The organism is Paenibacillus sp. PAMC21692 (assembly GCF_014303795.1).
Taxonomy (GTDB): Bacteria; Bacillota; Bacilli; order Paenibacillales; family Paenibacillaceae; genus Pristimantibacillus; species Pristimantibacillus agaridevorans.
This window is the reverse complement of sequence record NZ_CP060293.1, coordinates 1730988-1752691: the sequence shown is the minus strand read 5'-3', so window position 1 is coordinate 1752691 and position 21704 is coordinate 1730988. Positions and strand designations below refer to the sequence as shown.

Below are 21704 nucleotides of genomic sequence, written 5' to 3'. Positions count from 1 at the left end.
TCGACATGGCGAAGATGAAACAAATGTTATCCGGTTTGGCTCTAATCTCCGTATTGGGAACGGCCGTGCTTGCAGGCTGCAGCAACGGAGCGGATCCCGACAATGGCGGATCGAACGAGGCTGGCGGCAAATCGACAAGCGAGCCCGGAAGCGGCTTTAACAAAGAAGGTTTGCCGATTACGGACAAACCGGTGACGTTGAATGCTCTGACGATTCGGTGGGGCAATATGGGAGATACGTTTACAAAAAACACCTGGCTGCAAGAGCTCGAGAAAAACTCCAATGTCAAGATCAATTGGCAGGTCATCTCCAACAGCGATTGGGAAACGCAAAAATCCGTCATGCTGGCAAGCGGCAAAATGCCGGACATCATTATCGGCAACATGGCCTTCGGCGATTCCGATATCGTAAACAACCTCAATTTGTTCCGTCCGCTGGACGACTACATCGAGCAATATATGCCGAATCTGAAAGCGGCGATGGCCGAAATGCCGGATATGAAAAAACTGAGCACATTCCCGGACGGCAAAATCTATTCGCTGCCCGCAAGGCTGCCGTCGCGCCCCTACTCCTCCGTACAGCCGGTCATCAACAAGGCATGGCTGGACAAATTGGGGTTGAAGGCGCCGGAGACGCTTGACGACCTGTACAATGTGCTGAAGGCGTTTAAAGAGCAGGATCCGAACGACAACGGCAAGGCGGACGAAATTCCGTACAGCGACTCCAAGGATGTCGACATGAATCTGTTCTCGCCGTTCGGCATAACCGACATTCGCGGCAATCATATGATCGTCAAGGACGGCAAGCTGGAATATTTCCCAACCTCCGAAGCGTACAAAGCGGGAATCGAGTGGGCGAACAAATTGTTCTCCGAAGGGCTGATCGATAAGGAAACATTTACTCAGGACAACACGATGCTGACGGCCAAACGCCAAAATCCCGACGCGGCGCTGGTCGGCTTCTCCTACCAGTGGACGCCGGATGCCGTATTCGGCCAGTGGAGCGATCAATACGAAACGATCGTGCCGATTACCGGACCGGACGGAAATAAATATCAGATTGGCGACCCCAACGGTCTCAGCTTCCGTCGCAACGAGGTGCTTATTACGACAAGCAACAAATATCCCGAAATTTCCGCGCGCTGGGCGGATCAGTTCTACACCGGCGAAGCCAGCATCCAGAACTTCTGGGGCGCCATCGGCACCTCGATCGAGAAAAACGCCGACGGCACGTACACGCTTATGGATCCGCCGGACGGCACAAGCGCGGACGCCTGGTACTGGGACAGCTCCCTGCGCGACTTCGGCCCGAAATACGTCAGCCCCGAGTTCGAGAAAAACATTAAGCTCGACCCGTCAAGCGGCGACGGCTTAAAGCTCCAGCTCGACGGCCTGAGCAAGGACTATGTGACGGAGCCCTATCCGGAAGTCATGTACACGGTCGAGGAGTACGAGGAGCTTCCGACGCTGACCACCGATATCGAGAGCTATATCAAGAGCACGCGCGCCAAGTGGATTACCAAAGGCGGCGTCGATCAAGAATGGGACGCTTACGTCGAAAAGCTTAACGACATGGGCTTGCAGAAGCTGATTCAGATTTATACGGACGCTTACGAGCGTTACGACAATATACAGTAATGAAAATACTCAGCCAGTTAAAGGAGCAGCTATGAGGACATATCGAATCGGATTGATCGGACTCGGCGGCATGGCGCATTCGCATATCCGTTGGATGGCGGATGAGCGCCGCTATAAGGTTGTGGCCGTAAGCGACGTGGATGAGCGGGCGTTGGCGGAGAAGGGAGAACAGCTCGGCATTGAGGCCGGCAAAAGGTACCCTGATTTTGTAAGGCTCATCGAAGACCCCGAGGTCGACGCGATCGTTTCCGTAACGCCGAACAACGTCCATTCGGATATCTTGCGCGCTTGTCTTGCGGCAGGCAAACCTTATCTCGCGGAGAAGCCGTTCACCCGCGTCTTCGCTGAAGCGGAGCAGCTTCTGGAGCTGTACGAACGGGAGCCGGTGCCCGGCATGGTTGGTTTTAGCTATCGTTACACGCCGGCCTTCCGCTATGCGCGCGAGCTCGTTCGGGAAGGCAAGTTGGGCACGGTGCGCAGCTTCTCGATCCAGTACTTGCAAAGCTGGGGAGCCGTCCCGAACGACACGCCGTATCTGTGGCGCTTCGACAAGGACATCACCGGCACGGGAACGCTCGGCGATCTGGGCTCGCATATGATCGATCTGGCGCGGTTTCTGTTCGGCGAATTTCAGGAGCTGTCGGCGCAGCTGCGCACCTTCGTTCCCGAGCGGCGGGATCCCGCTACCGGGGAGATGGTCAAGGTCGAGGTCGATGATTTCGTAAGCTTTCAGGCGCGGATGACCGGCGATGCCGTCGGCATCTTCCAATCGTCGCGCAACGCGATCGGCTCGGGCAATCAGCATGAGGTATCGGTCTATGGCGATCTCGGAACGCTGCATGCGTCCACGCTAAATCCCGATCAGCTCGTATGGATTCGCGAAGAAGCTCCGGGACAGCTTGCCAAGGCGGTCATCGACGTTCCCGAACGGTGCAAAGTGTCGCAGTACGGCGACTTCCTGTCGCTGCTGGACGGCCTCGCCCCGGACGGCCTTCCGGGCTTCATGGACGGGTATCGCAATCAAGAGGTGCTGGACGCCGTCATCCGCTCGAGCGCGGAGAAACGTTCTGTCGCATTGCCGCTGCGGTAAGTCAAAATGGACGAATGCAAGAGGAGCAGATAAGCTCAAAGCTTATCTGCTCCTCTTGATTTGCCGGCCAAACCTATTCGATATCCGGATGCCGGTTTCTTTTTTAATATGGATCAAAAATCGGATGGAATATTCATAAGTACGGTCACTGCTTCCGACCTTTTCAAAAAGGCATGGAAATCAAATTGGCCATTCCCTTTGCCCTTGATCCAGCCGGCTTGGTGAGCAGCGGCGACATATTCAGTTGCCCAGCCTGGTAACAGGTTAATGTCCGTATAAGGCAACCCGGTTTCAAGACTGTCAGGCTTCGGTTCGGCTGAAAAGGCTCTTGCCGCGATAACAACCATTTCAAGACGAGTGATAGGCGCGGATGGACGGAAAGTATAATCGGCAAAACCCGTAATAATGCCATTATGAAGAGCTATTCGTACTGCCTCCTCCGCCCAAGGGGCAATTTCGTTTTCATCCTTGAAGCTCTGCGGATTGCCACTTCCAGAAAGCGCTGCAAGCTTCCCTTCCCCTCGCAGCTTATTGATGACCATAAGCAAGAATTGTTCACGGGTCACGGTATGCTCCGGCCGGAACGTTCCGTCAGGGTATCCTTGCACGATGCCGGCCTTAGACGCACGGGCTATCGCATCGAATGCCCAATGTCCCGCGATATCTCGGAAAGGAGCGCCCCCCTCTGTTACGCCTCCAGCTTCAGTACCATCCTCGTTTTCTATCTCAGTGTCCGTCTGATCTTCTGTTTCCTCCTCTTCTCGGCCTTGCTCGCCTCCAGATTCGCTTGTGCCCGGTCCACCGGCGCCTGGCTCTTCCGTATCCGTTTCCTCAAGCTTTAATCCGTAAATTTCCACCTCGTTAATACTGTTCCACTGGTTGGCGCTATTTCCGAACGCTACAATGCGGACATGTCTCGCGTTCGTAGCAGTGAACGGGAATCGTTGCAGCTCCGATGTTGTGCCCGAGCTGAACCCTTCATATACAGTCGTCCAATCCGTACCATTCTCGGAAAGCTCAATATTAAAGTAGGTGGTACGCACATGCCCTTGATAAAAGCCGATTTGGAGTAATTCTAGCTCACGCTTATCTCCGAGGTCATATTGTATCCATTGCCCTTGCCCCTCGGCAGACCATCGCGTAGCCATGTTTCCATCAAGCGTGTTTTCCGGCACATTGCCATCATGGGCACTCGCGGACACAGCGACAGGGATATACCGTAAACGATGCTCTTGCTCAAGCGGAGCCTCTTCATACGAAAATTGGATATAATAACGTGAAGCAGACTTCACATGTCCGGGATCAGATACATCGATTCTGGCTACCCCCGGAATGCCCGTTGCTTGTTGAACTGTAGCATTGAAGCCCGGCGCTGACGCAGATACGGACGGAACAGCAGTTCCTGACGGCAATGCCACTTCATACACATGACGCAAAGGATCAAATTGGGCAAGCAGCTCGCCACCGATATGCAATGCAGACGGTCTTGCGGCAGGCGGGCCTTCCGCAATGCTCCAGTTATTAAGCGGCACATAATCCGGAATGCTCGTATTGAGAAGATCATCTGCCATGAGCGGCGTCATCAGAACACGAATGGTCGTATCCAGTTCGTTCTCCAAATGGATGACCAGCTTCTTAATGCCGCGGTTTGGCGTTTGTCCTGCCGGATTAGGCGAAGACGGCAGCGGCTCCGCTTGCATTTCCGTAAAGCTGGCATGAGCAGGCTCTAGCAATTGTACATGCAGCAAACGTCCGTTCTGCGACAACAACGCGTCCTTCCCGCCAGTGCCGATCTCGATCTTGGCGGAGGTGTGCATGAACCAATACAGCTCGGATTGTTGTTTGAACGCGATCTCGTCTTGTACGAGAAACTGTCGACGATGATTGAGCAGTGCCGTACCTCGCTTGACCGAAGCGGCATCTGCCTTGTAAGCAGGTGTCAAATCCGCAATCGCGAACGCCCCCTCCGGGCGTTCGAAAGCCGTACGGACAATTTCCGATACAGCCGTTACGTCCTGCTCAGCCACACGCGAAGCGCGTGGGTTCATGACCAAAGTGTTGTGCCCTTCGGTCCGCTTGCGGTAATACGCCCATCTTTGCGAATGCTCTCCCATATCCCAGTAGCCCGGCAAATTATAATTTTCGGAGCCGCTGTCGAGAGCCCAGCGAACGCCATAAGCATCGAATACGAATGAACCTGTATCCAGGTCGCCGTGGGGCGCGCCATTGATGCCTCCCTTAAAGCCTGCAAACAATGCATTCGGATCTCCCCAGCTACTGCGCATCGTTACTGCTTGGGGCACAACAAAATGGTTGTCAAAGCTCGTTGGCTTGATATTTCCGTATATTTCCGGTCGATACCAGAGTAGATCGTACATCCCCGGCACCGTGGCCCCGGTATCGACCGTATGGTTGTGATACCAGGTATAGGACGGTTCATCGAATTTATCGGCAAACCAGAGCAGAAGGCGGCCAGGAATAGGCAAGCTGCTGTTGTCCGAGTAATTGAACGTCCCCTGCGGACCATAGATTTGAATCGGGTACAGGGGCGTTTCCTTCAAGCCTGCTGCTTGCGAAAAGCCGTGATCATGGCCGAGCGCGGTGTCCAACGCCGATAGAAACTGGACCAGATAGACGGTTCCGTACTCCCAATAGCCGGGTCCTTCGATCGCGGAGCCGTCCGGTGCGTATTGCGGCAATCCGTATTGAATGGATTTAAATGCCTCTCGCAAAATAAGCCCCGATAATTCTTCCTCCTCCTCGGCAATTGCCAGCGCTCCAAAGGACATGCCTGTATTGCCGATGAAATTCCAGTTGTTGCGGTTGTACACCCACCAATAGGTTTTGTCCAGATACATCGGCACCGCCGGGGATAGTCCTTTTACCTTGATGGCCTCTCTTACTGTAGCCCGCTGATCCGGCGTCAGCCCATGGTATAACCAATCGTAACCCAGGGCTATCCCGTTGGTCATCGTTGCCGTATCCAGAAAGTGACCCGGGCTCCAATCCGGATAGGCCGGGCCTGACACATACTCCAGCTCCTCCCAGGCGCGTTCCAGATATCGATCTTCTCCCGTAATTTGATACAGAAAAGCAAGGGTAGAGATCCGCTCGCTGGAGGTCGTGTCCAGACGCAGCCCATCCGGTTTCGCATAGGGCTTTGGCGGTACTTGCATATATTGTTCGGCCTCTGATTTTATTCGATCCAACCAGCTTGCGACGCGGTCGTCGCCACTCGCCAGCAATGTACGAATGCGTTCAAAATCGTTTTCTGTCGCCAGCAGCCGCGGATGATTGTTATTCGGATGCCGGGTTTTCAACTCTGCAATAATGGCATCGGCCGTAGGCGCCGTATAGACCTGAACCAGCGCGGACGCACTTAATCCGTGCTCGTTCGTCACTTGTACCCCAAACGAATCGCTGCCCGTAAAGTTTACATTCGGCGTGTATTGCCATGCCCCGGTAGCCGGATCCATAACGGCACTGCCCGATACCGGCGGTTTTTCCAGCTCATAAGAGAGTAATGTCCCGTTTGCCTGCAACACGGTCATTTTACCCGATACCGGCTTGTTGAAGTCCGTCGGCTGGATAACATCTTCAAGCTTTGGCGGCAATGCGCGAGGCAAGATGGTTATCGCTACCTTGGCCACTTGAAGCCCGCCAGACGCATCCCGTATCAGGACGTAAAACTTGTCCGCCGAAGCTCCTTGCTCCGGCGCATAATACGTCCAATTGCCGTTGACATCAACCCTGGCAATGCCGCTGTCCGGAACGGCGAGTTTCTCGTAAGCCAACGGGCCGCCGATGCCTGATTGGGCGGTTATTGCCCCGCTGGTCTGCTGGCCGGCGGTCACCGTGGCAGACGTATCCTCTACGCTTATGTTTGCCAGTTGCCCCACAATAACAAGTCCGCTTATGCGGATGGCGCCATTGCCGGCTGTCGCGGTAATCACGGCCACCCCGTCCTGATGGGCGGTGACAACGCCGTTATCTACAGTGGCGATGGCAGGAGAAGAAGTCGTCCAAGCGACATCCTGTTCGGTTGCATTCTCAGGTAGTGGCCGTACAACCATTGTACCGCTGCCGCCCGGATTCAGGTTCAAGGTTTCTGCCTCCAGTTGCAAACCGGCAAGAGGTATAAAGGGCACAAAGCTGCTATCGTCGAACCATACCGTCCCCGTTCCGTTCTCGAAGAAACTTTCCCAAGTAACTCGCCTTGCTTCCGGCGCCAGATTCACCATCAATTCCAGCAATGTCCAGTCATCCGTCTGTTTGAGCCTGCTCGACTCTATATATCCAATCCGCTGATTGTTTTGATCGACAATGACGACTCTAAAGTAAGCTTCACCGGTAAAGTCCGCCGTTTTCACCCATTGACGGAGCCGATATGTCTTCCCGGCTTGGGCGGCCGAAATCGCGATATTTTGATTAAAGGCTCCTCGTCCGTATTCATTCGTCGAGATGCGCAGGGACTGATTGCCGTTTCGATAAGTCGTATTGTCGAGTTCATAAAGCGGGGTGCCTTGGAAGGTGTACGTCCCCCATGGCGCTATTGCCCCCGTTCCCTCGAACCCTCCATTCAAGAGAAGCTCTGCAGGCGCAACGATTTCCGTCATGGTTACATCATCCAGCCATAATGTGCCCGTTCCGTTCTCCAGAAAGCTTTCCAGCACGTACCGATGAGCGTTGTCTGCTACAGGCACGTTAATCTCCAGCTTGGTCCAGTCTGTAGTTGTACTGATTCTGGATGACTCCAAATACGAGATTCGCTCATTGCTATCCGTATAAATCTGAATGCGAAGGTAGGACTCGGCTGCAAAGTCCGCTGTTTTTACCCATTGCTGCAGAGTATAAGTTTTGTTTTTCTGTTCCGCGGTAAATTGTCCCCGCTGAATCATCGCGCCCCGACTGTTATCGGATGCGCTGATCTGATAGGAGCGGTATCCTGTCCGAGCCTCGGACTGGTCGACGACATATGCGGGACTGCCGCTGAACGTATAGCTTTCCCAGTTGTCTGCTTTCGCGCCCGTGACTCTCTCAAAGCTGCCATTGGCCAAAATGGAGTTGTTCGGGCCAGCCTCATCCGCGACGATGACCAGGCTGCTGTCATCATACCAGACGGTGCCCGTGCCATTCTCATAGAAGGATTCCCACTTGATATGCGTAGCGTTCGCAGGGATTTGCGCCTGCCTCTCCAGCACCGTCCAATGATTCGCGGATTTCACGATATTGGAATAGATCGCTGTCCCCAGGGCCGTATTGCCGCTGTAAAATTGAAAGCGAAAATAGGCATCCCCTGTAAAGTTGTCGGTGCGAACCCATTGCTGCAAGACGGCTGGTTTCCCTTGCTCCTGCATGCCAATCGGGAATTTCTGATGCACGGTGCCTCGATACTGCTGATCGGCATGAATGCGCATCGCGTGCGCTCCGTTGCGCGATACCGTTTGATCCGAAGCGATGTCGGCCGTTCCCGTAAAATCGAATTTGGACCAGCCTTCCAGGCTGCCGAGTTCGAATCCTCCGTTTGTTATGACGGTTGCCGCGTCGGCAAATGCCACCCCCTTGCTCCCGTCCCCGGAAAGAAAAGATACATTGGGACTCAACAATATCGCTGCCAGCAAAACGATAAATGATTTCCGCAGCTCGTTTGTGAAGCGCTTCCATTTTATCATGCTAATTCCTCCTTAAATTGTAATCATATCCGGGCGTCACCATTCACACAATCGAACTAAACCCTATTGTGGTTAGATAAAGGTACCGCTCCCTATATCGCTGGGGGAACAGTACCTTAAGGGAAGAACACCGCCTTTTTAACAGCTCTGCTCCCCTGGTACTCCTTCAACACTCTTACTTGGAACTCTGCTAAATCTATTTCGCCCACTATACTTCATCCCATATGCGGCGTGCATTATCCAAACAAATTCCAGTTGCGCGCTTACACTCCTCCATGCCCTCGAACTCAATGGAGAAATAGCCATTATAGCCGGATTTCTTAATCAAACGCAGTACTTCTCTCATGTTGATATCCCCATCGCCGAGGATGGAGCCTCTCAAATAGTTGCCATGTATAGTCGGAAACCAGCCTTCGCCCTTATTGTGGCTGGACGGCCGCAGGTAGAAATCCTTAAGATGAATCATCGATGCAAATGGAAGATTGCTAGCCACAGCTACTACTGGGTCTTCGTCCGCACACATGAAGTTGCCAATATCAAGCGTCGTTTTGAAGTTCCCCCGACCTGTCTCCTGTACCAACATTTGAACGCGGTCGCTTGCCTGAATCAAGTTGCTGTGATTCTCTACACTTGTCGTGATGCCCAGCGGTGCCGCGTAGTCAGCTATCTGGCGACAGGCATCCGCCAGCTTAGGTAGCAACGAACAGAAGTTCCTGATGGATGTATCACGGGACGAGGCGACATCATGTCGCATATGCTTCACGCCAAGCGCAGCCGCAATGTCTACATGGCGCTTCACTCTGCGAATCTCCTCTTCCAACTCCTCCGGTTGCTTGTTCCCGAATTCAGCCACAATGGAATAATTGGATATCTCCAGCTTCTTATCCGCAGCTCGTTGGCAAATAGCTTGCACCATTTCTGGCTCGTCTGTCAAATCGATTCCGAGCGGTGCGACTTCGACATGATCGCCGCCAATGTCAGCAATAAAATCAATGACATCCAGTAAGGACATCTCCCCCGTCTTCGTCGCTTGAAATAAACTGTAAGTGCTTATTCCCAGTTTCATCGTTGCGTCTCCATTCCTTCCTATCTTGCTTGCTCCCGAACACGCTCATACCAATATCCGGGAATGTTGCTGGTCATGCGGAGGAGCGCCTCCAGGTAGTAATAGTCGCCCCAAATCATGTAATCATCCGGTCCCAGTCCCCCGCGAACGTAGTAGGAGCCATGCTGCAGCAATCCTTCTTCGTCCGGCTTGCCGATGGTTGCATAATGCTTGACCAGAGAGGACATAGTGCCTTCTACAGCATTCTTGAACGTTTGTTTTTCGTCATCTCCCTCTCTCAGATGACTTATGATTTCCAGCAGGCCGCAAGTCGCAATCGCCGAAGCGGAGCTGTCTCGGGGCGTGCCGGGTTGCGCGGGCACGTCGAAATCCCAATACGCAACCTCATCCTCGGGCAGATGGGCGATGAAGAAGCGGGCAGCCCGCTTCGCCGTCTCCAGATATGGCTTGTTGCCGGTGTAGCGGTAAGACAACGCAAAGCCATAAATCGCCCATGCCTGACCGCGGGTCCATGTGGAACCGTCATGGAATCCCTGGTGAGTCCCGCCCCTGATTGGTTTACCGCTCTCCGGGTCGAAATAAAAGGTATGATAAGTGGAGTCATCCCCCCGCATGAGATAACGCCTGCTTTTGTCCGCATGACAAATCGCCGCTTCTCGATAGGCTTCATTCCCGGATTGCTCGTACGCCCAGTAGAGCAAGGGAATGTTCATCATACAGTCGATAATGATGCGGCCGCCGTTCTCCGGATGACCGGCTGGCCCCCAGGCCTGCAAAAAACCGCCATCCGGGCGCCATCTCATCATCAGATGATCGGCGGCATCCAGCGCCAGCTGTCTGCCCTTATCCGATCCGCTTACGATCCATGCAGCCAATGCCGACGGCAGATAGAGAAAGCCGATATCATGATGGTCCAGCTCCCGCTTGGCAGAGAGCCGTTCCCGGTAGCTGTCCAGATGCTTGAGACCTGTCTCCTTAAAGAAGGCATCGCCGGTATATTCGTAACAGAGCCAGATCATGCCGGTGTAGAAGCCTTCAATCCAGTCGTTGTTCTCCCCCCAGTCGTAACGGTTCTCCGTGGTAATGTGAGGGAAACGAAGACCAAACTGCTCGATATTCTGTCTTGTCTTCCTGACCGCATCTTCAATCGCTTGCTGCCACATCCGTAAACACCTCTATTCTTTAATCGCGCCAATCATTACGCCCTTGACAAAGTACTTTTGCAGGAAAGGGTATAAGAACAAAATCGGCAATGTAGCTACCATAATGGTCGCATATTTGATCGTCTCCGCCACCGGCATTCTGTCGCCCCCACCTACGCCAGTCATCATGCTGTCCGTATTATTCTGGATCAGAATCTCGCGCAGAATTAGCTGCAGCGGAAACAGATCCCGGTTCCGAAGGTACAGCAAGGCGTCGAACCATTTGTTCCAGTGCCATACGCCGTAGAACAGAACCATGACGGCAATGACAGGCAGCGAAAGAGGAATAATGACGCGAATCAAAATGGAGAAGTCGTTTGCACCGTCGATTCGCGCCGATTCCTCCAGTGCAGGCGGTACCGCTTGGAAGGAGGTGCGCATAATGATCAGGTTCCAGGTCGTCATGGCGCTGGGAAGAATCAGCGCCCAACGGGTGTCCAGCAAGCCCAGGTCCAGCATAAGCATGTACTTGGGAATCAAGCCGCCGTCGAAAAACATCGTTAATACAATCAGGACCATGATGGTCGTACCCCACATGACATTGCGGCGAGACAATCCGTAAGCGCCTAGCGCCGTCATCACGAGATTCAGCGATGTACCGACCAGCACATAAAAGATTGTATTGATGTAACTGGTCACGATATTGGGATTCTGGAGCACCATCTTATACGACTCCAGCGAAAATCCTTTAGGCCATAACAAAATGCCCCGATGCTGGACAAAAGCGGCAGATTCGCTGACGGAAGCGAACAGGACATAGATAAACGGATACATGGTGACGATGGATAATAAAATTAAAATGACGACATTGGACAGATCGAACGTTCGTTCGCCCAATGATTTCGAATAGTTCATCGTTTATTCTGTCCTCCTACATCAGCTTGGTGTCGCTGAAACGCTTGCTCATATAATTAGCCGAGAACAGCAATGCAAAATTAATCAGGGAATTGAACAAGCCAACGGCGGCACTAAAGCTGTAACTGGCTTCCAGCACCCCTTTGCGGTAAACGTACGTGCCGATAACATCAGCTGTTTCGTAGGTCATCGGATTGTACATCAGAAGAATCTTCTCATCCTGGAGGGCCATCAGCGAACCGATCCGCAAAATAAAAAGAATAATAATCGTCGGCATAATGCTGGGAATCGTAATGCTCAATACCTGCCGCAAACGTCCTGCCCCGTCAACCTTGGCGGCTTCATAGAGCGAAGGGTCAATGTTGGAGATGGCAGCCAGGTAGATGATCGAGCCCCAGCCGATGCCCTGCCAGACGGCAGACGAGGTGTACAAGAATCGGAACCACTCCGGCAAGCGCAGGAAAGGCGTGGGATTGCCGCCAAAAAATTGGATAAGCTGATTGATCCAACCGTCCATGGACAGGAAATCCGCCAACATGCCGATCACAACCACAATTGAAATAAAATGCGGCAAATAGGTGATGGACTGGACGGTTCGTTTGAACATGCGGTTTCTGACTTCGTTAAGCAGCAAAGCCAATAGAATAGAGGACGGGAACACAAAAATAAGATCGTACAAGCCGAGTAAAATCGTATTTACGATAATGCGTTCGAAAAAAAAGCTGGAGAAAAAACTCTCGAAATGCGCGAAGCCGATCCAGGGACTGCCTGTAATTCCGAGTCCGGCAGAGAAGTTTTTGAATGCTATTTGGATGCCATACATCGGCCCATAATGAAAAATGCCGTAAAACGCAATAACAGGCAGCAGCATAAAATAAATCATGGTATTTCTGCGAAAGTCCTTTGCCGCACGCCGACGAAAGGACGGCCTATTCCACGCATCTTTGGCTGCGGTTGTGTGTAGCGGCTGCATGTTCAGCTCTCCTCTTCAGTATTTGAACGGACGTGCCGGCAAACCGTCCAAGATCTACCGACACGCTCTATTCCTAGTTAATCCCGAATATTGAAGCGGTCCAGTCCTGCTTGCTGAATCTGTATCGCATCTTCAATGCCCATCGATTGAATGATGTTGACAAACTGATCGAACTGATCAAGCGGGGTGACGCCCATTATAAATTTATTGACCATTTCATCGTAGTAGGTTTTGACGTCATTCATAATCGAGGCGTACTTGGAGCTCTCCTCGGATGTCAGCGAGAGGGTCGGTATCCAGCGGTCGTTCTCTGCATTCATCCACGTGGAGATAGCTTCCTTCTGCGTTGGCAGAACGGCATATTGCTCCATGTACCTGCGATCCTGCACGAATGGACCGGAATAATTGGCCATCATGTATTTGGCCATTGCCTGAGTAACCGGCAGATCAGGGTTTTTCATGACTTCATCTGTATAAGTAGGATACCCGTCAACAACTTCATAGCTGACGCCCTCAATGCCGAAGTTAAATAGCATATGGCCTTCTTCTCCATAGTTGTAGTCAAGCCATTTCACCACCTCTTCAGGCTTCGGATGGTTCTTGGTAATCGCTGCGCCGATTCCGGCGTACGGGGCTTCCTTCTGTCCCAGTAGCGGCTTGTCGCCCTTGTTCAGAACGGCATTGGGAGCGCCTGCCAGCTTGAAGGACGGGTTGCTTTCCTTCATCAAGTCCGTATATCGGCCAAGGCTGCTGCCAGAGTAGCCGACGAATGCGCCCAGTTGATTATTCGTTACTTTCGCATCCTTTAATGTGCCGTCCGTTGCCGCATAATCCGCATCGATCAGCCCTTCTTGATACCACTTGTTCATCGTCGTCAAATATTCCTTGAATCCCGGCTGGATCGGTCCATAGTGGACCTGGCCGTCTAATTGATAAAAAGCGTCCGTAATTCCCCATGCCCCGAGAAAAGCCTGATTCAAGGTAGTCATGGGAATGTCGAGGAGAAACGGGATCTCGTCCGGTTGTCCATTCTTGTTCGGATCTCCGGTTTTGAATGCCTTCAAGGTCTCGTACCACTCGTCAATGGTTTCGGGCATGGGCAGATTCAGCGCATCCAGCCAGTCCTGACGGATGACCAACCCGTTGTAGGTGAGCAGGTAGTCGTCGCCCCTGATAAACGGGAACGCATAGATATTGCCGTCATCCGTCGTAATGAGTTTCCGGTATTCCGGATTGTCGTTCAGCAACTTGGTCAGATTAGGCGCATGCGCATCAATCAACTCATTTAGACGAAGAATCGTGCCATCCGCAATTGCTCTGTCCGAGCCTCCTGCAACGCCTGACCAGGTATGTTGAATAATATCCGGCACATTACCCGAGGACACCATCAGATTAAAGGCATCGATCTCCTGTCCTTGCGGCGGGTGCTGGAAGGTCACTTTCGTACCCGTAGCTTTCTCAATCTCCTGATAGAGGGCAATTTCGCCGGCATTTTTCATCGTTGCCGACACGTTGGGATTTAGCGCTACCCAGTAGGTCAATTGGCTGGGATAAGCAACCTGGGCGCTGTCAGAAGCAGCACTTGCTCCCGGCTCGGCTGATGCTTCGGGCGCGGCGTTATTTCCGTTGCCGCTAGCACAGCCGGTTAGAAGTGTTGCCAGTAGTGCGGATGCGATAAACCCATTCAGTTTCGACTTGTTTTTTGTTGTCACTTTCAGACTCCTCCTTTTTTTGTGTACGAAATGAACAGAGCGTTGTCTACCATGCGCTGCCGTTACCATGCTGTCGCAGGGTGATTGCTCTGGGCCAATTGTACGTAGAGTCCGTCCTATTCGTACATAGTACATATTAATGGTCGGCAGGCGCATGTTAAGGTTAACCAAGTCCGGAAGTGCTATAAACCGCGACAGCACTACTCTCGGCGCCGGAAAAGTTGCGGGTACAGGACAATGTTAATGGGCGCAGGCCATGCTTAAGATTTATGCATTTCTTTATATCTTCCGGGAGTAATACCTTCATACTTTTTGAACATCCGGGTGAATCCAATATCGCTGGAGTAACCGACCTTCATAGCGATCGCCGCAATCGTGTGATCATCATTCCGGAGCAGAGCTTTGGCATGTTTCAATCGCACCTGAGCCAAATAATCGGTAAGTGTTACACCGGCGTTTTTCTTGAAGAAGGTCGATAGATATTGCGGAGTAATTTGAAATTGCTCCGCCATATATGCGAGACTCAGCATCGGGTTAGCATATTGCTCGTTAATGTAAGTCTTCATTCGCTCCAGCATCAGGATCGCCGGATCTCCGCGATGGGTGTTGACATGCATGCATACTTGCTCATACATGGCGACCACATCCTGATAGAGCTCCTCTATCGAGCCAACCTCCCAAAGCTTGCTCATTGGGCTGCGAGTCTGTCCGAAAATATCCTCGTATTGCAAACTTAATGTGTTGAGCAGCTTGAACAAGGTGCTGATAAGATTGGAGAATAGCAGTTTGCCCAGTTCAGGCGTCAATTGGTTACCCTCGAAGTTGCTGGTATACAAATTCCGGATAACCTCGATGGCTTTGGCCGCATCGCCGCTTTTGGTGGCATTGATAAGCTTTACCTCGGTTTCGAGTGGGAAATTATAATAGACGCCTTTTGTATTTTTCACTTCCTCATATAGAAGAACGGATTTGTGGTTGGCAAAGATGGAGTAATCCAATGCCTTCGTACATTCTTTCAAACCGGTTGGGATGGAATGCGCCCCCGTGTGGACTTCGCTGACCGCAAGCGTAGTAAGGGTCCTAAACCGTTCTTCAAGAATGGAGTTCAACCGCTCCGCCCATTCGTAATATTCCTGTCTGCTGTGCTCCAGGGGCAGATTCGTAATGACGGCAATGGTATGCTTGTCCATCTCCACGGAATAGGAGGGCAGCGAAGTCATCTCTTCCGAGATCTTGCCGGCGACAAAACGAATCAAAGCCCATTCGCTCTCCGTGTCACCGCGTCTGAACCCGCTGGCGTCATCCAATCGGATTAGAATAATGCCGAAATAGGGGTGGGGGAACGAGATGCCCATAAAAGTCAGCGTCTCCGGAGTCAACTGGTCCCATTCTACGTATCCCTTGAGTAGTCTGATAAGAAAGTTGGTCCGAATGACCGGGGTCTGTTTTAACAACTGTCCCTCCAGCTCTTGATGTTTTTCCATGGAGTGAATGACGGACGATTTGATGTAATCATATTCATCCAGGTATTGTTTCTCTTCATGCGGCTTGCGGCTGCCGATGGACTGTATGATTTCCTTCACCGGCCGGTAAGCGCGATAGCTCATCAGACTGCATACAAATCCTCCTGCAACAAGGCATAGGATCAACATGCTAAACGCCTTCATCTTGACTATATTGACCTTGTCCCAGAATACATCGTTGGGAACAACGGATATATACTCCCAGCCGCTCTGCAGCGAAAGGGTGGATACGGTCATCGTATTTTTTTGCTTCGCCGCGTCCTCCGCCAGTTCAATGCCGGGATCTCCTGTTCTCAGCAACACTTGGCCGGTAGCATCCTTGATAAACAGCGCTCCGTTATTGGCTTTGATGATTTCCGCCATCAACTGTTGGATCTCCTGTTCATTAATAAGGAAAACCAGCGCGCCGGCAGGGGCTGTACGTTCTCCCAGCGGCAAAGATTGAATATAGGTCACCACATTTCTTTGGGAGATGCCTTGTCCTATGCTCGCGGATGGCAAAAAGCGATTGAATTGCCCCTCTTGCAGTGTCTCCAGCCATTGCTCGTAGCTCATCTGTTCATATCCATAAATGTTGGAATAGAACAGGCGGCTGTTGGTTTTCATGGCAGGCGTAAGAACCGTGTCGCTATTATGGAAATAAACATAAAAGTCGCTGATGAAAGTGCTTATGCTACTGAAGCGTTCCAGCTCATCCTTGAACTGTATAAAATCATAGGACTGCTTTCCTGCAAGCGGAGATGGATGCCTGAGCAGACTTGGCAACTGTGGGTGCGTGTAGATATGTCTAGCCAACTGCCCCATCTCCTCCAGCCTGCCATCCACCACTTGTTTAACCTGTTCAATTAATGCCGAGTTGGCATTATTGGCATTCTCGATCATAATTCCTTCTACTTGGCTGTATAAACCTCCCCCTATGCTGAGCGGAATTAGCAGCACCAGGATATAAGAGATCATTAACGTTGCGAAGACATTCATGCGATTAAATTTTTTTCGTCTATTCGATAGCATAGTTTTATCTCTCCCCCTCACTATTACCTGTTGTTTTAACCATGCCTCCCGGTAAGACAATGTAATTCAACCCGTCAGCCGCAAATCCTTTGCTTAACTGGCTAAAACAAACGAAATCTTAATAATAGACTAGCGATATGTAATATGTACTGCATATTTTCCGGTGAAGAACGCTGGGAGTTTAAAGGTCAAGATAAGAGACTGATCTGAGGTAAGATCGGAGAGGACCCTGATTGTTCAAACCTCTCGCCTACATGCAAATAGCGGTGCAGGATTGAAAATCCCTGCACCGCTATTTGCACTTTTTATTACTCCGCCGCTCTTGCTTCCAGCATTTCTGTAATATCCCGGATTTGTCCCGTAACGGAGATCGGGTCGGAGAAGTAGAAGCGATAACCGTCGATTTCGTACAATCGATTCTCCTGGACGGCTTCAAGCGTGCTCCAAATCGGATCGCCTGCGTAATCGAAGGTTTCCTTATCCGCGCTGACAGCCATGAAAATGTAATCTCCCGCATACTGGGTAATCATCTCGTTCGACAGGCTTAACCAGCCGACAGCTGGGTCGATATCGCGCGCTACCTTTTCATTCATCGGCAAACCCAAATGGCCATGGAACGTTCGCCCCGTGTAAGCACTGCCGTAGAGCGAATTATTCTTGGCGATGCCTCCGTCGAATACGGTCACCTTTTCGCCCTCTTTAATGATTTTGCCTACTCGCTCTTTGGCTTCCGCAAGCTGTTCCTCGAACTCTTGAAGCCAGGCCTCTGCCTTTGCCTCCTTGCCCAGAATAATGCTCAGCTGCTTCGTCTGCTCCCGTACATCATCACCATTCTCGATAAATACGGTCGGCGCGATTTTGGTATAAGCCTCATATTGGTCGGCGCTTCCTGTAACGATCAAGTCCGGCTCAAGCTCCAGAATCGCCTCCAGATTATCGGATACATCGACAATGCCTTCGACCTGATCAATCAGATACGGATTCTCCAAAAACATTTTATTTGTGCCCACCGGCTTCACGTCCAGCGCAAGCAGGTATCCCAAGTAGAAGTCGGTTACTACGCGCTCTGGATTGGCCGGAACCTCGACATCGCCCTTGGCTGTCGATACGACCCTTGTAGCGGCCCCCGTGCTCCCCCCCGTTTCCTTGGCCGGGGCTGTAGCCTCCGCTTGTGTCTGAGCGCCATTGCCTGCTCCGCCTGTCGTTACTTCCGTGCTGCCGTTGCCGCAAGCGCCCAGCAGCAGACCAAACGCGATCAAGAGGCTTGCGGGCACCATTTTTGTATTCTTAAACATCTCTTCTGACCCTCCGTCAACTAATTGATAATAATAATTGTTATCAGTATAGTCCCGTGGGTGGGCCTCAACAATGGGATATCTTCCTCCTTCGGATGTAACATTGTCCTGTGCGCTATGCAGATCGCGCGCAGTCCATTGCTGCCGGTATCTGGTAGGCGAGCAGCCGACATGCTTCTTGAATGCGTTGCTGAAGTAATACACGTCCTGATATCCGACCGAAGCCGCGATGGGCTTCAGCGGCAGCTTCGTCTCTTCCAGCAGTCTGCATGCCTTCTCCATCCGCAGACGAATCAGACAATCGATGGGGCCGCGATTGAGCACCTGCTTGAAGCGGTTGGATAGATGGCCCGGACTCAGCCCCACGGCGGCGGCCAATGTTTCCAGCGTCAGCGGGTTGGCGTAATGATCCAGCATATACTCCATCGCCATCGTCACCAACTGCACGGGACTAATCGTCTTCTGCGGCTCCTGCCCGGTATGATACTGCTCTACGACATAAGAGATCCACTGATAAGCCAATCCCTTCAACCGCATGCCGGCTTGCGGCTGCACGTCTCCCCATAATTCAAACATTTGTTCCAATAACGTGAACACCATTCCTTGTTGGGCAGGCGCGTAATGATAAGCGGCGTGGAACGGATTGCACTTCTGCATCTCTTCCTTCAAGTCCGCGGGCGTACGAGAGTCCAGCTCCGCTTCGTAGAGGACAATACTGCAATCGAGCCCGTCGGCTCCGGCATTCAGCTCCATCCTGCTATGGGGCGGCACATGGAAAATATGCATGCCGTTCGGCGAATATACCCGATTGTTGAGCAGCATCAGCGCGCTGCCGCCGCTTATGCAGAAGAAGCCGCTTGCCGGGAAAGCAACGCTGACACCTTGCGCCCCCGGCCGAAGCGACAACTTCTCCATATGAGATATTCGAATAAACGCATGCGACCATAGTCCAAGATGTTCATTCTGCTGCAGGATCATATCCATGTATATCACACCAGTTCCGGACTACCTTGTCGCTAACGAAGCCCACGCGTCTTCAAGCCACTTATCGAAGTCGTCGCCTTTTTCGCCCTCGCAGGTATCATATATATCAAGTCTCATCTTTTTGAACTTCTCTTTGAAATCCTGATAAGCATGACCGTTCGGCAAGCTTTTCTTTATTCTCACCAGAATTTTGGAAACCTCTCTGCTTAAGTCGCCTTTTTTTCTTGGCGGAAGCTGGACATCCTCACCGAATTGTTTGAGCTTGCCAAAGGCAGCTTCTCGAACCCTATACACGCTATCGTTGTTCATTCTGTGCAATAGTACATCAATGGTTTGTTTCGTTTTCCACTTGCCTAATTCTTCAACCGCATCTAGTCGTTCTCTCCAATTGGACGTCCGGTTCGCAGATGTTTTTAATTGATCATAATTGGGAGGCAACTCATTTTCCACTTCATTTTTATCCAAAGGATCCCATCCTGTTCTATTGTGAATTCAAAAATCGAAACTTTGATTCAATTATAACAGCATGCATAATATCCGCAACAATCGCAAGAAGAGCCGCTCCCGTGAAGGAAGCGGCTCTTCTTGCGTGCGGACTATAGACCGCTCTTGAACGGTCGCCCCTGCGATATCTCAGGTCCGAAGAACATGTCTACTCCTTGACGGCGCCGATGACGATGCCTTTTACGAAGAAACGCTGCAGGAACGGATAGACGAGCAGAATCGGCAAGGCGCTGATAAAGATCTGGGATGCTCTGAGCGTTCGCTGCGACATATTGGCGATGACGCTCGGATCGAATCCCGTCGTGCTCCCTTGCACGATTAACGTCTGCATAAAGCTCGCAAGCGGCAGATTCTCCACGCCCTTCATATAGATGAGACCGTCGAAGTAGGCGTTCCAGTGGCCTACCATCGTAAACAAAGCGATGGTCGCGATCGCTGGCAACGATACCGGAAGGAAGACGGAGACGAAGCTGCGGAAGTATCCCGCTCCATCGATAAAGGCTGCTTCCTCGAGCTCCTTGGGAACCGACCGAAAGAAATTAAGCAGCAAAATAATATTGTAGACCGCCACGAGACCCGGCAGAATAAGCGCAAGCAGGTTGTTGAGCAAGCCCAACTTCAGAATCAGGATGTAGCCGGGCACAAGTCCCGCGCTAAAAAGCATCGTGATGACGAAATACCAGAGATACACGTTTCTGCCGCGGAATACGCGGTTGTCCTTCGACAGCGCGTATGCCGCAATCGAATTTACGGCCAAGGCAAGCGCCGTTCCGAGAACCGTTCTCTTAAGCGAAACCCACAGCGAGGTGACGAAGTTGTCGTTGCCAAACGTCTGAGCATAGGCATCCCAAGTAAATCCCATCGGCCACAGCGTCACAAGTCCCGCATTCGCCGCGGAAGTATCGCTGAAGGACACCATAAGCAGATGGTACAGCGGCAGCAAGCAGCCTATGGAGACTATCGCAAGCAGGATGTAATTGAATACGCTGAAGATACGGTAAGACAGCGTTTTATGGTACACGCGGATCACCCTTCCCAATTAAGCAAATTCGATCGTTCATAGCTAGAAAATGCGGTAACCCGCGTATCGGTAGGCCAAGCGGTACGATATGACGATAAGCACCAGGCTGATCATCGACTTGAACAGGCTGACCGCCGTCGCAAAGCTGAATTGGCCGCTGAGCAGACCTTCGCGGTAAACAAACGTGTCAATAATATCGCCCTGCTGATAGATCATCGGGCTATACAGGTTGAACACCTGGTCGAAGTTCGCGTTCAGCACGTTGCCGAGCGCCAGCGTGGCGACCACGATAAGAATGGGCGTGAGCGACGGAATCGTAATATGCAGCGTTTGCTTAAGCCGGCTTGCGCCGTCGACTTCCGCCGCTTCGTACAGAGCCGGGTTGATGCCGGATAACGCAGCCAGGAAAATAATCGTATTGAAGCCGAACTCCTTCCAGACATCGCTAAAGATAATCGTCAGGCGGAACCAGGTGCCGTCTCCAAGGAAAAAGATCGGTTTGGTGCCGAACAAAAACGTGAGCAGTTGATTGACGATGCCTGTCTGCGCAAGCAGATCGATCAGGATGCCGCCAAGCGTCACCCACGACAAGAAGTGCGGCAAATACACCAGCGTCTGAATCGATCGTTTGAAGCCCATATTCCTCACTTCGTTCAGCAGCAAGGCGAACAAGAACGGAATAATGAGGTTCAATACGATCTTGGAGCAGGCGAATATGAGCGTATTCATCGTTATTTTCATAAAATAATCATTCTCGAACATGTATCGGAAGTGCTTCAGGCCGACAAACGGAGAACCGGTAAAGCCCAAGCTCGCTTTGTAGTCCTGGAAGGCCATCACGATGCCTCCCATCGGCAGATAGGAAAAGACGAAAACGGACAGCACGGCAGGCAGCACCATCAGATGCAATACCCAAGGCACCCGGTATCCCGTTCTTTTTCCCGCTCCCCTTTTGGCCCTGAGACTGGGATCTGTTGAAGTCATTGAGTCCATGGTTCTCTCCCTTTCTAAACATTTCTTGTATCCGGGTCGTAGTCTTGCTTTATATAATAGCAACAGGTACGATAACCGAACTATAGGACATTGTTAGGATCGATAGGGTTTTGTTATGGAAATTGCGGAGGGAGAATCGGTAATGGGGCTCGGAAGAGGCATAAGC

Annotated in this window: 13 protein-coding genes; 2 read left to right on the top strand and 11 right to left on the bottom strand. The window is 51.7% G+C overall.

Translation table 11 applies throughout. The features are described from left to right. Positions 1–14 precede the first annotated feature (14 nt). Both H7F31_RS07025 and H7F31_RS07020 read left to right on the top strand, forming a co-directional pair. Entirely contained in the window at positions 15–1637 is a 1623-nt protein-coding gene (locus H7F31_RS07025) for an extracellular solute-binding protein (protein ID WP_397374664.1), read from the top strand. A 31-nt stretch (positions 1638–1668) separates the two neighbouring features. After that, positions 1669–2727, top strand: coding sequence for a Gfo/Idh/MocA family protein (locus H7F31_RS07020; RefSeq protein ID WP_187103549.1), 1059 nt, complete (start codon positions 1669–1671; stop codon positions 2725–2727). 113 nt (positions 2728–2840) lie between these two features. Here H7F31_RS07020 and H7F31_RS07015 read toward each other — a convergent pair whose 3' ends face one another. From H7F31_RS07015 to H7F31_RS06965, 11 genes are all read right to left on the bottom strand, one after another. Next, positions 2841–8399: an S-layer homology domain-containing protein gene (locus H7F31_RS07015; RefSeq protein ID WP_187103548.1), complete on the bottom strand. Its 5559-nt coding sequence runs from the start codon at positions 8397–8399 to the stop codon at positions 2841–2843. Positions 8400–8607: 208 nt separating this feature from the next. Continuing rightward, positions 8608–9465, bottom strand: a complete 858-nt coding sequence (locus tag H7F31_RS07010) for a sugar phosphate isomerase/epimerase family protein (RefSeq protein WP_187103547.1) — start codon at positions 9463–9465, stop codon at positions 8608–8610. A gap of 20 nt (positions 9466–9485) precedes the next feature. Then, positions 9486–10628 carry a glycoside hydrolase family 88 protein gene (locus H7F31_RS07005; RefSeq protein ID WP_187103546.1) on the bottom strand — a complete coding sequence of 381 codons (1143 nt, stop codon included), beginning with the start codon at positions 10626–10628 and terminating at the stop codon, positions 9486–9488. 12 nt (positions 10629–10640) lie between these two features. Continuing rightward, on the bottom strand, positions 10641–11522 hold the full coding sequence (locus H7F31_RS07000) for a carbohydrate ABC transporter permease (RefSeq protein ID WP_187103545.1): 882 nt from the start codon (positions 11520–11522) through the stop codon (positions 10641–10643). Positions 11523–11538: 16 nt separating this feature from the next. Further along, positions 11539–12495, bottom strand: a complete 957-nt coding sequence (locus tag H7F31_RS06995; protein ID WP_187103544.1) for an ABC transporter permease — start codon at positions 12493–12495, stop codon at positions 11539–11541. Positions 12496–12572: 77 nt separating this feature from the next. Then, positions 12573–14276 carry an extracellular solute-binding protein gene (locus H7F31_RS06990; protein WP_187105244.1) on the bottom strand — a complete coding sequence of 568 codons (1704 nt, stop codon included), beginning with the start codon at positions 14274–14276 and terminating at the stop codon, positions 12573–12575. 191 nt (positions 14277–14467) lie between these two features. Continuing rightward, on the bottom strand, positions 14468–16741 hold the full coding sequence (locus H7F31_RS06985) for an AraC family transcriptional regulator (RefSeq protein ID WP_187103543.1): 2274 nt from the start codon (positions 16739–16741) through the stop codon (positions 14468–14470). 308 nt (positions 16742–17049) lie between these two features. Continuing rightward, positions 17050–19020, bottom strand: coding sequence for an AraC family transcriptional regulator (locus H7F31_RS06980; RefSeq protein ID WP_187103542.1), 1971 nt, complete (start codon positions 19018–19020; stop codon positions 17050–17052). A gap of 21 nt (positions 19021–19041) precedes the next feature. Then, positions 19042–19485: a HEAT repeat domain-containing protein gene (locus H7F31_RS06975; protein ID WP_187103541.1), complete on the bottom strand. Its 444-nt coding sequence runs from the start codon at positions 19483–19485 to the stop codon at positions 19042–19044. A 187-nt stretch (positions 19486–19672) separates the two neighbouring features. Next, on the bottom strand, positions 19673–20545 hold the full coding sequence (locus H7F31_RS06970; protein ID WP_187103540.1) for a carbohydrate ABC transporter permease: 873 nt from the start codon (positions 20543–20545) through the stop codon (positions 19673–19675). A 42-nt stretch (positions 20546–20587) separates the two neighbouring features. Beyond that, positions 20588–21445, bottom strand: a complete 858-nt coding sequence (locus H7F31_RS06965) for an ABC transporter permease (RefSeq protein ID WP_246608921.1) — start codon at positions 21443–21445, stop codon at positions 20588–20590. Between the last annotated feature and the right edge of the window lie 259 nt (positions 21446–21704).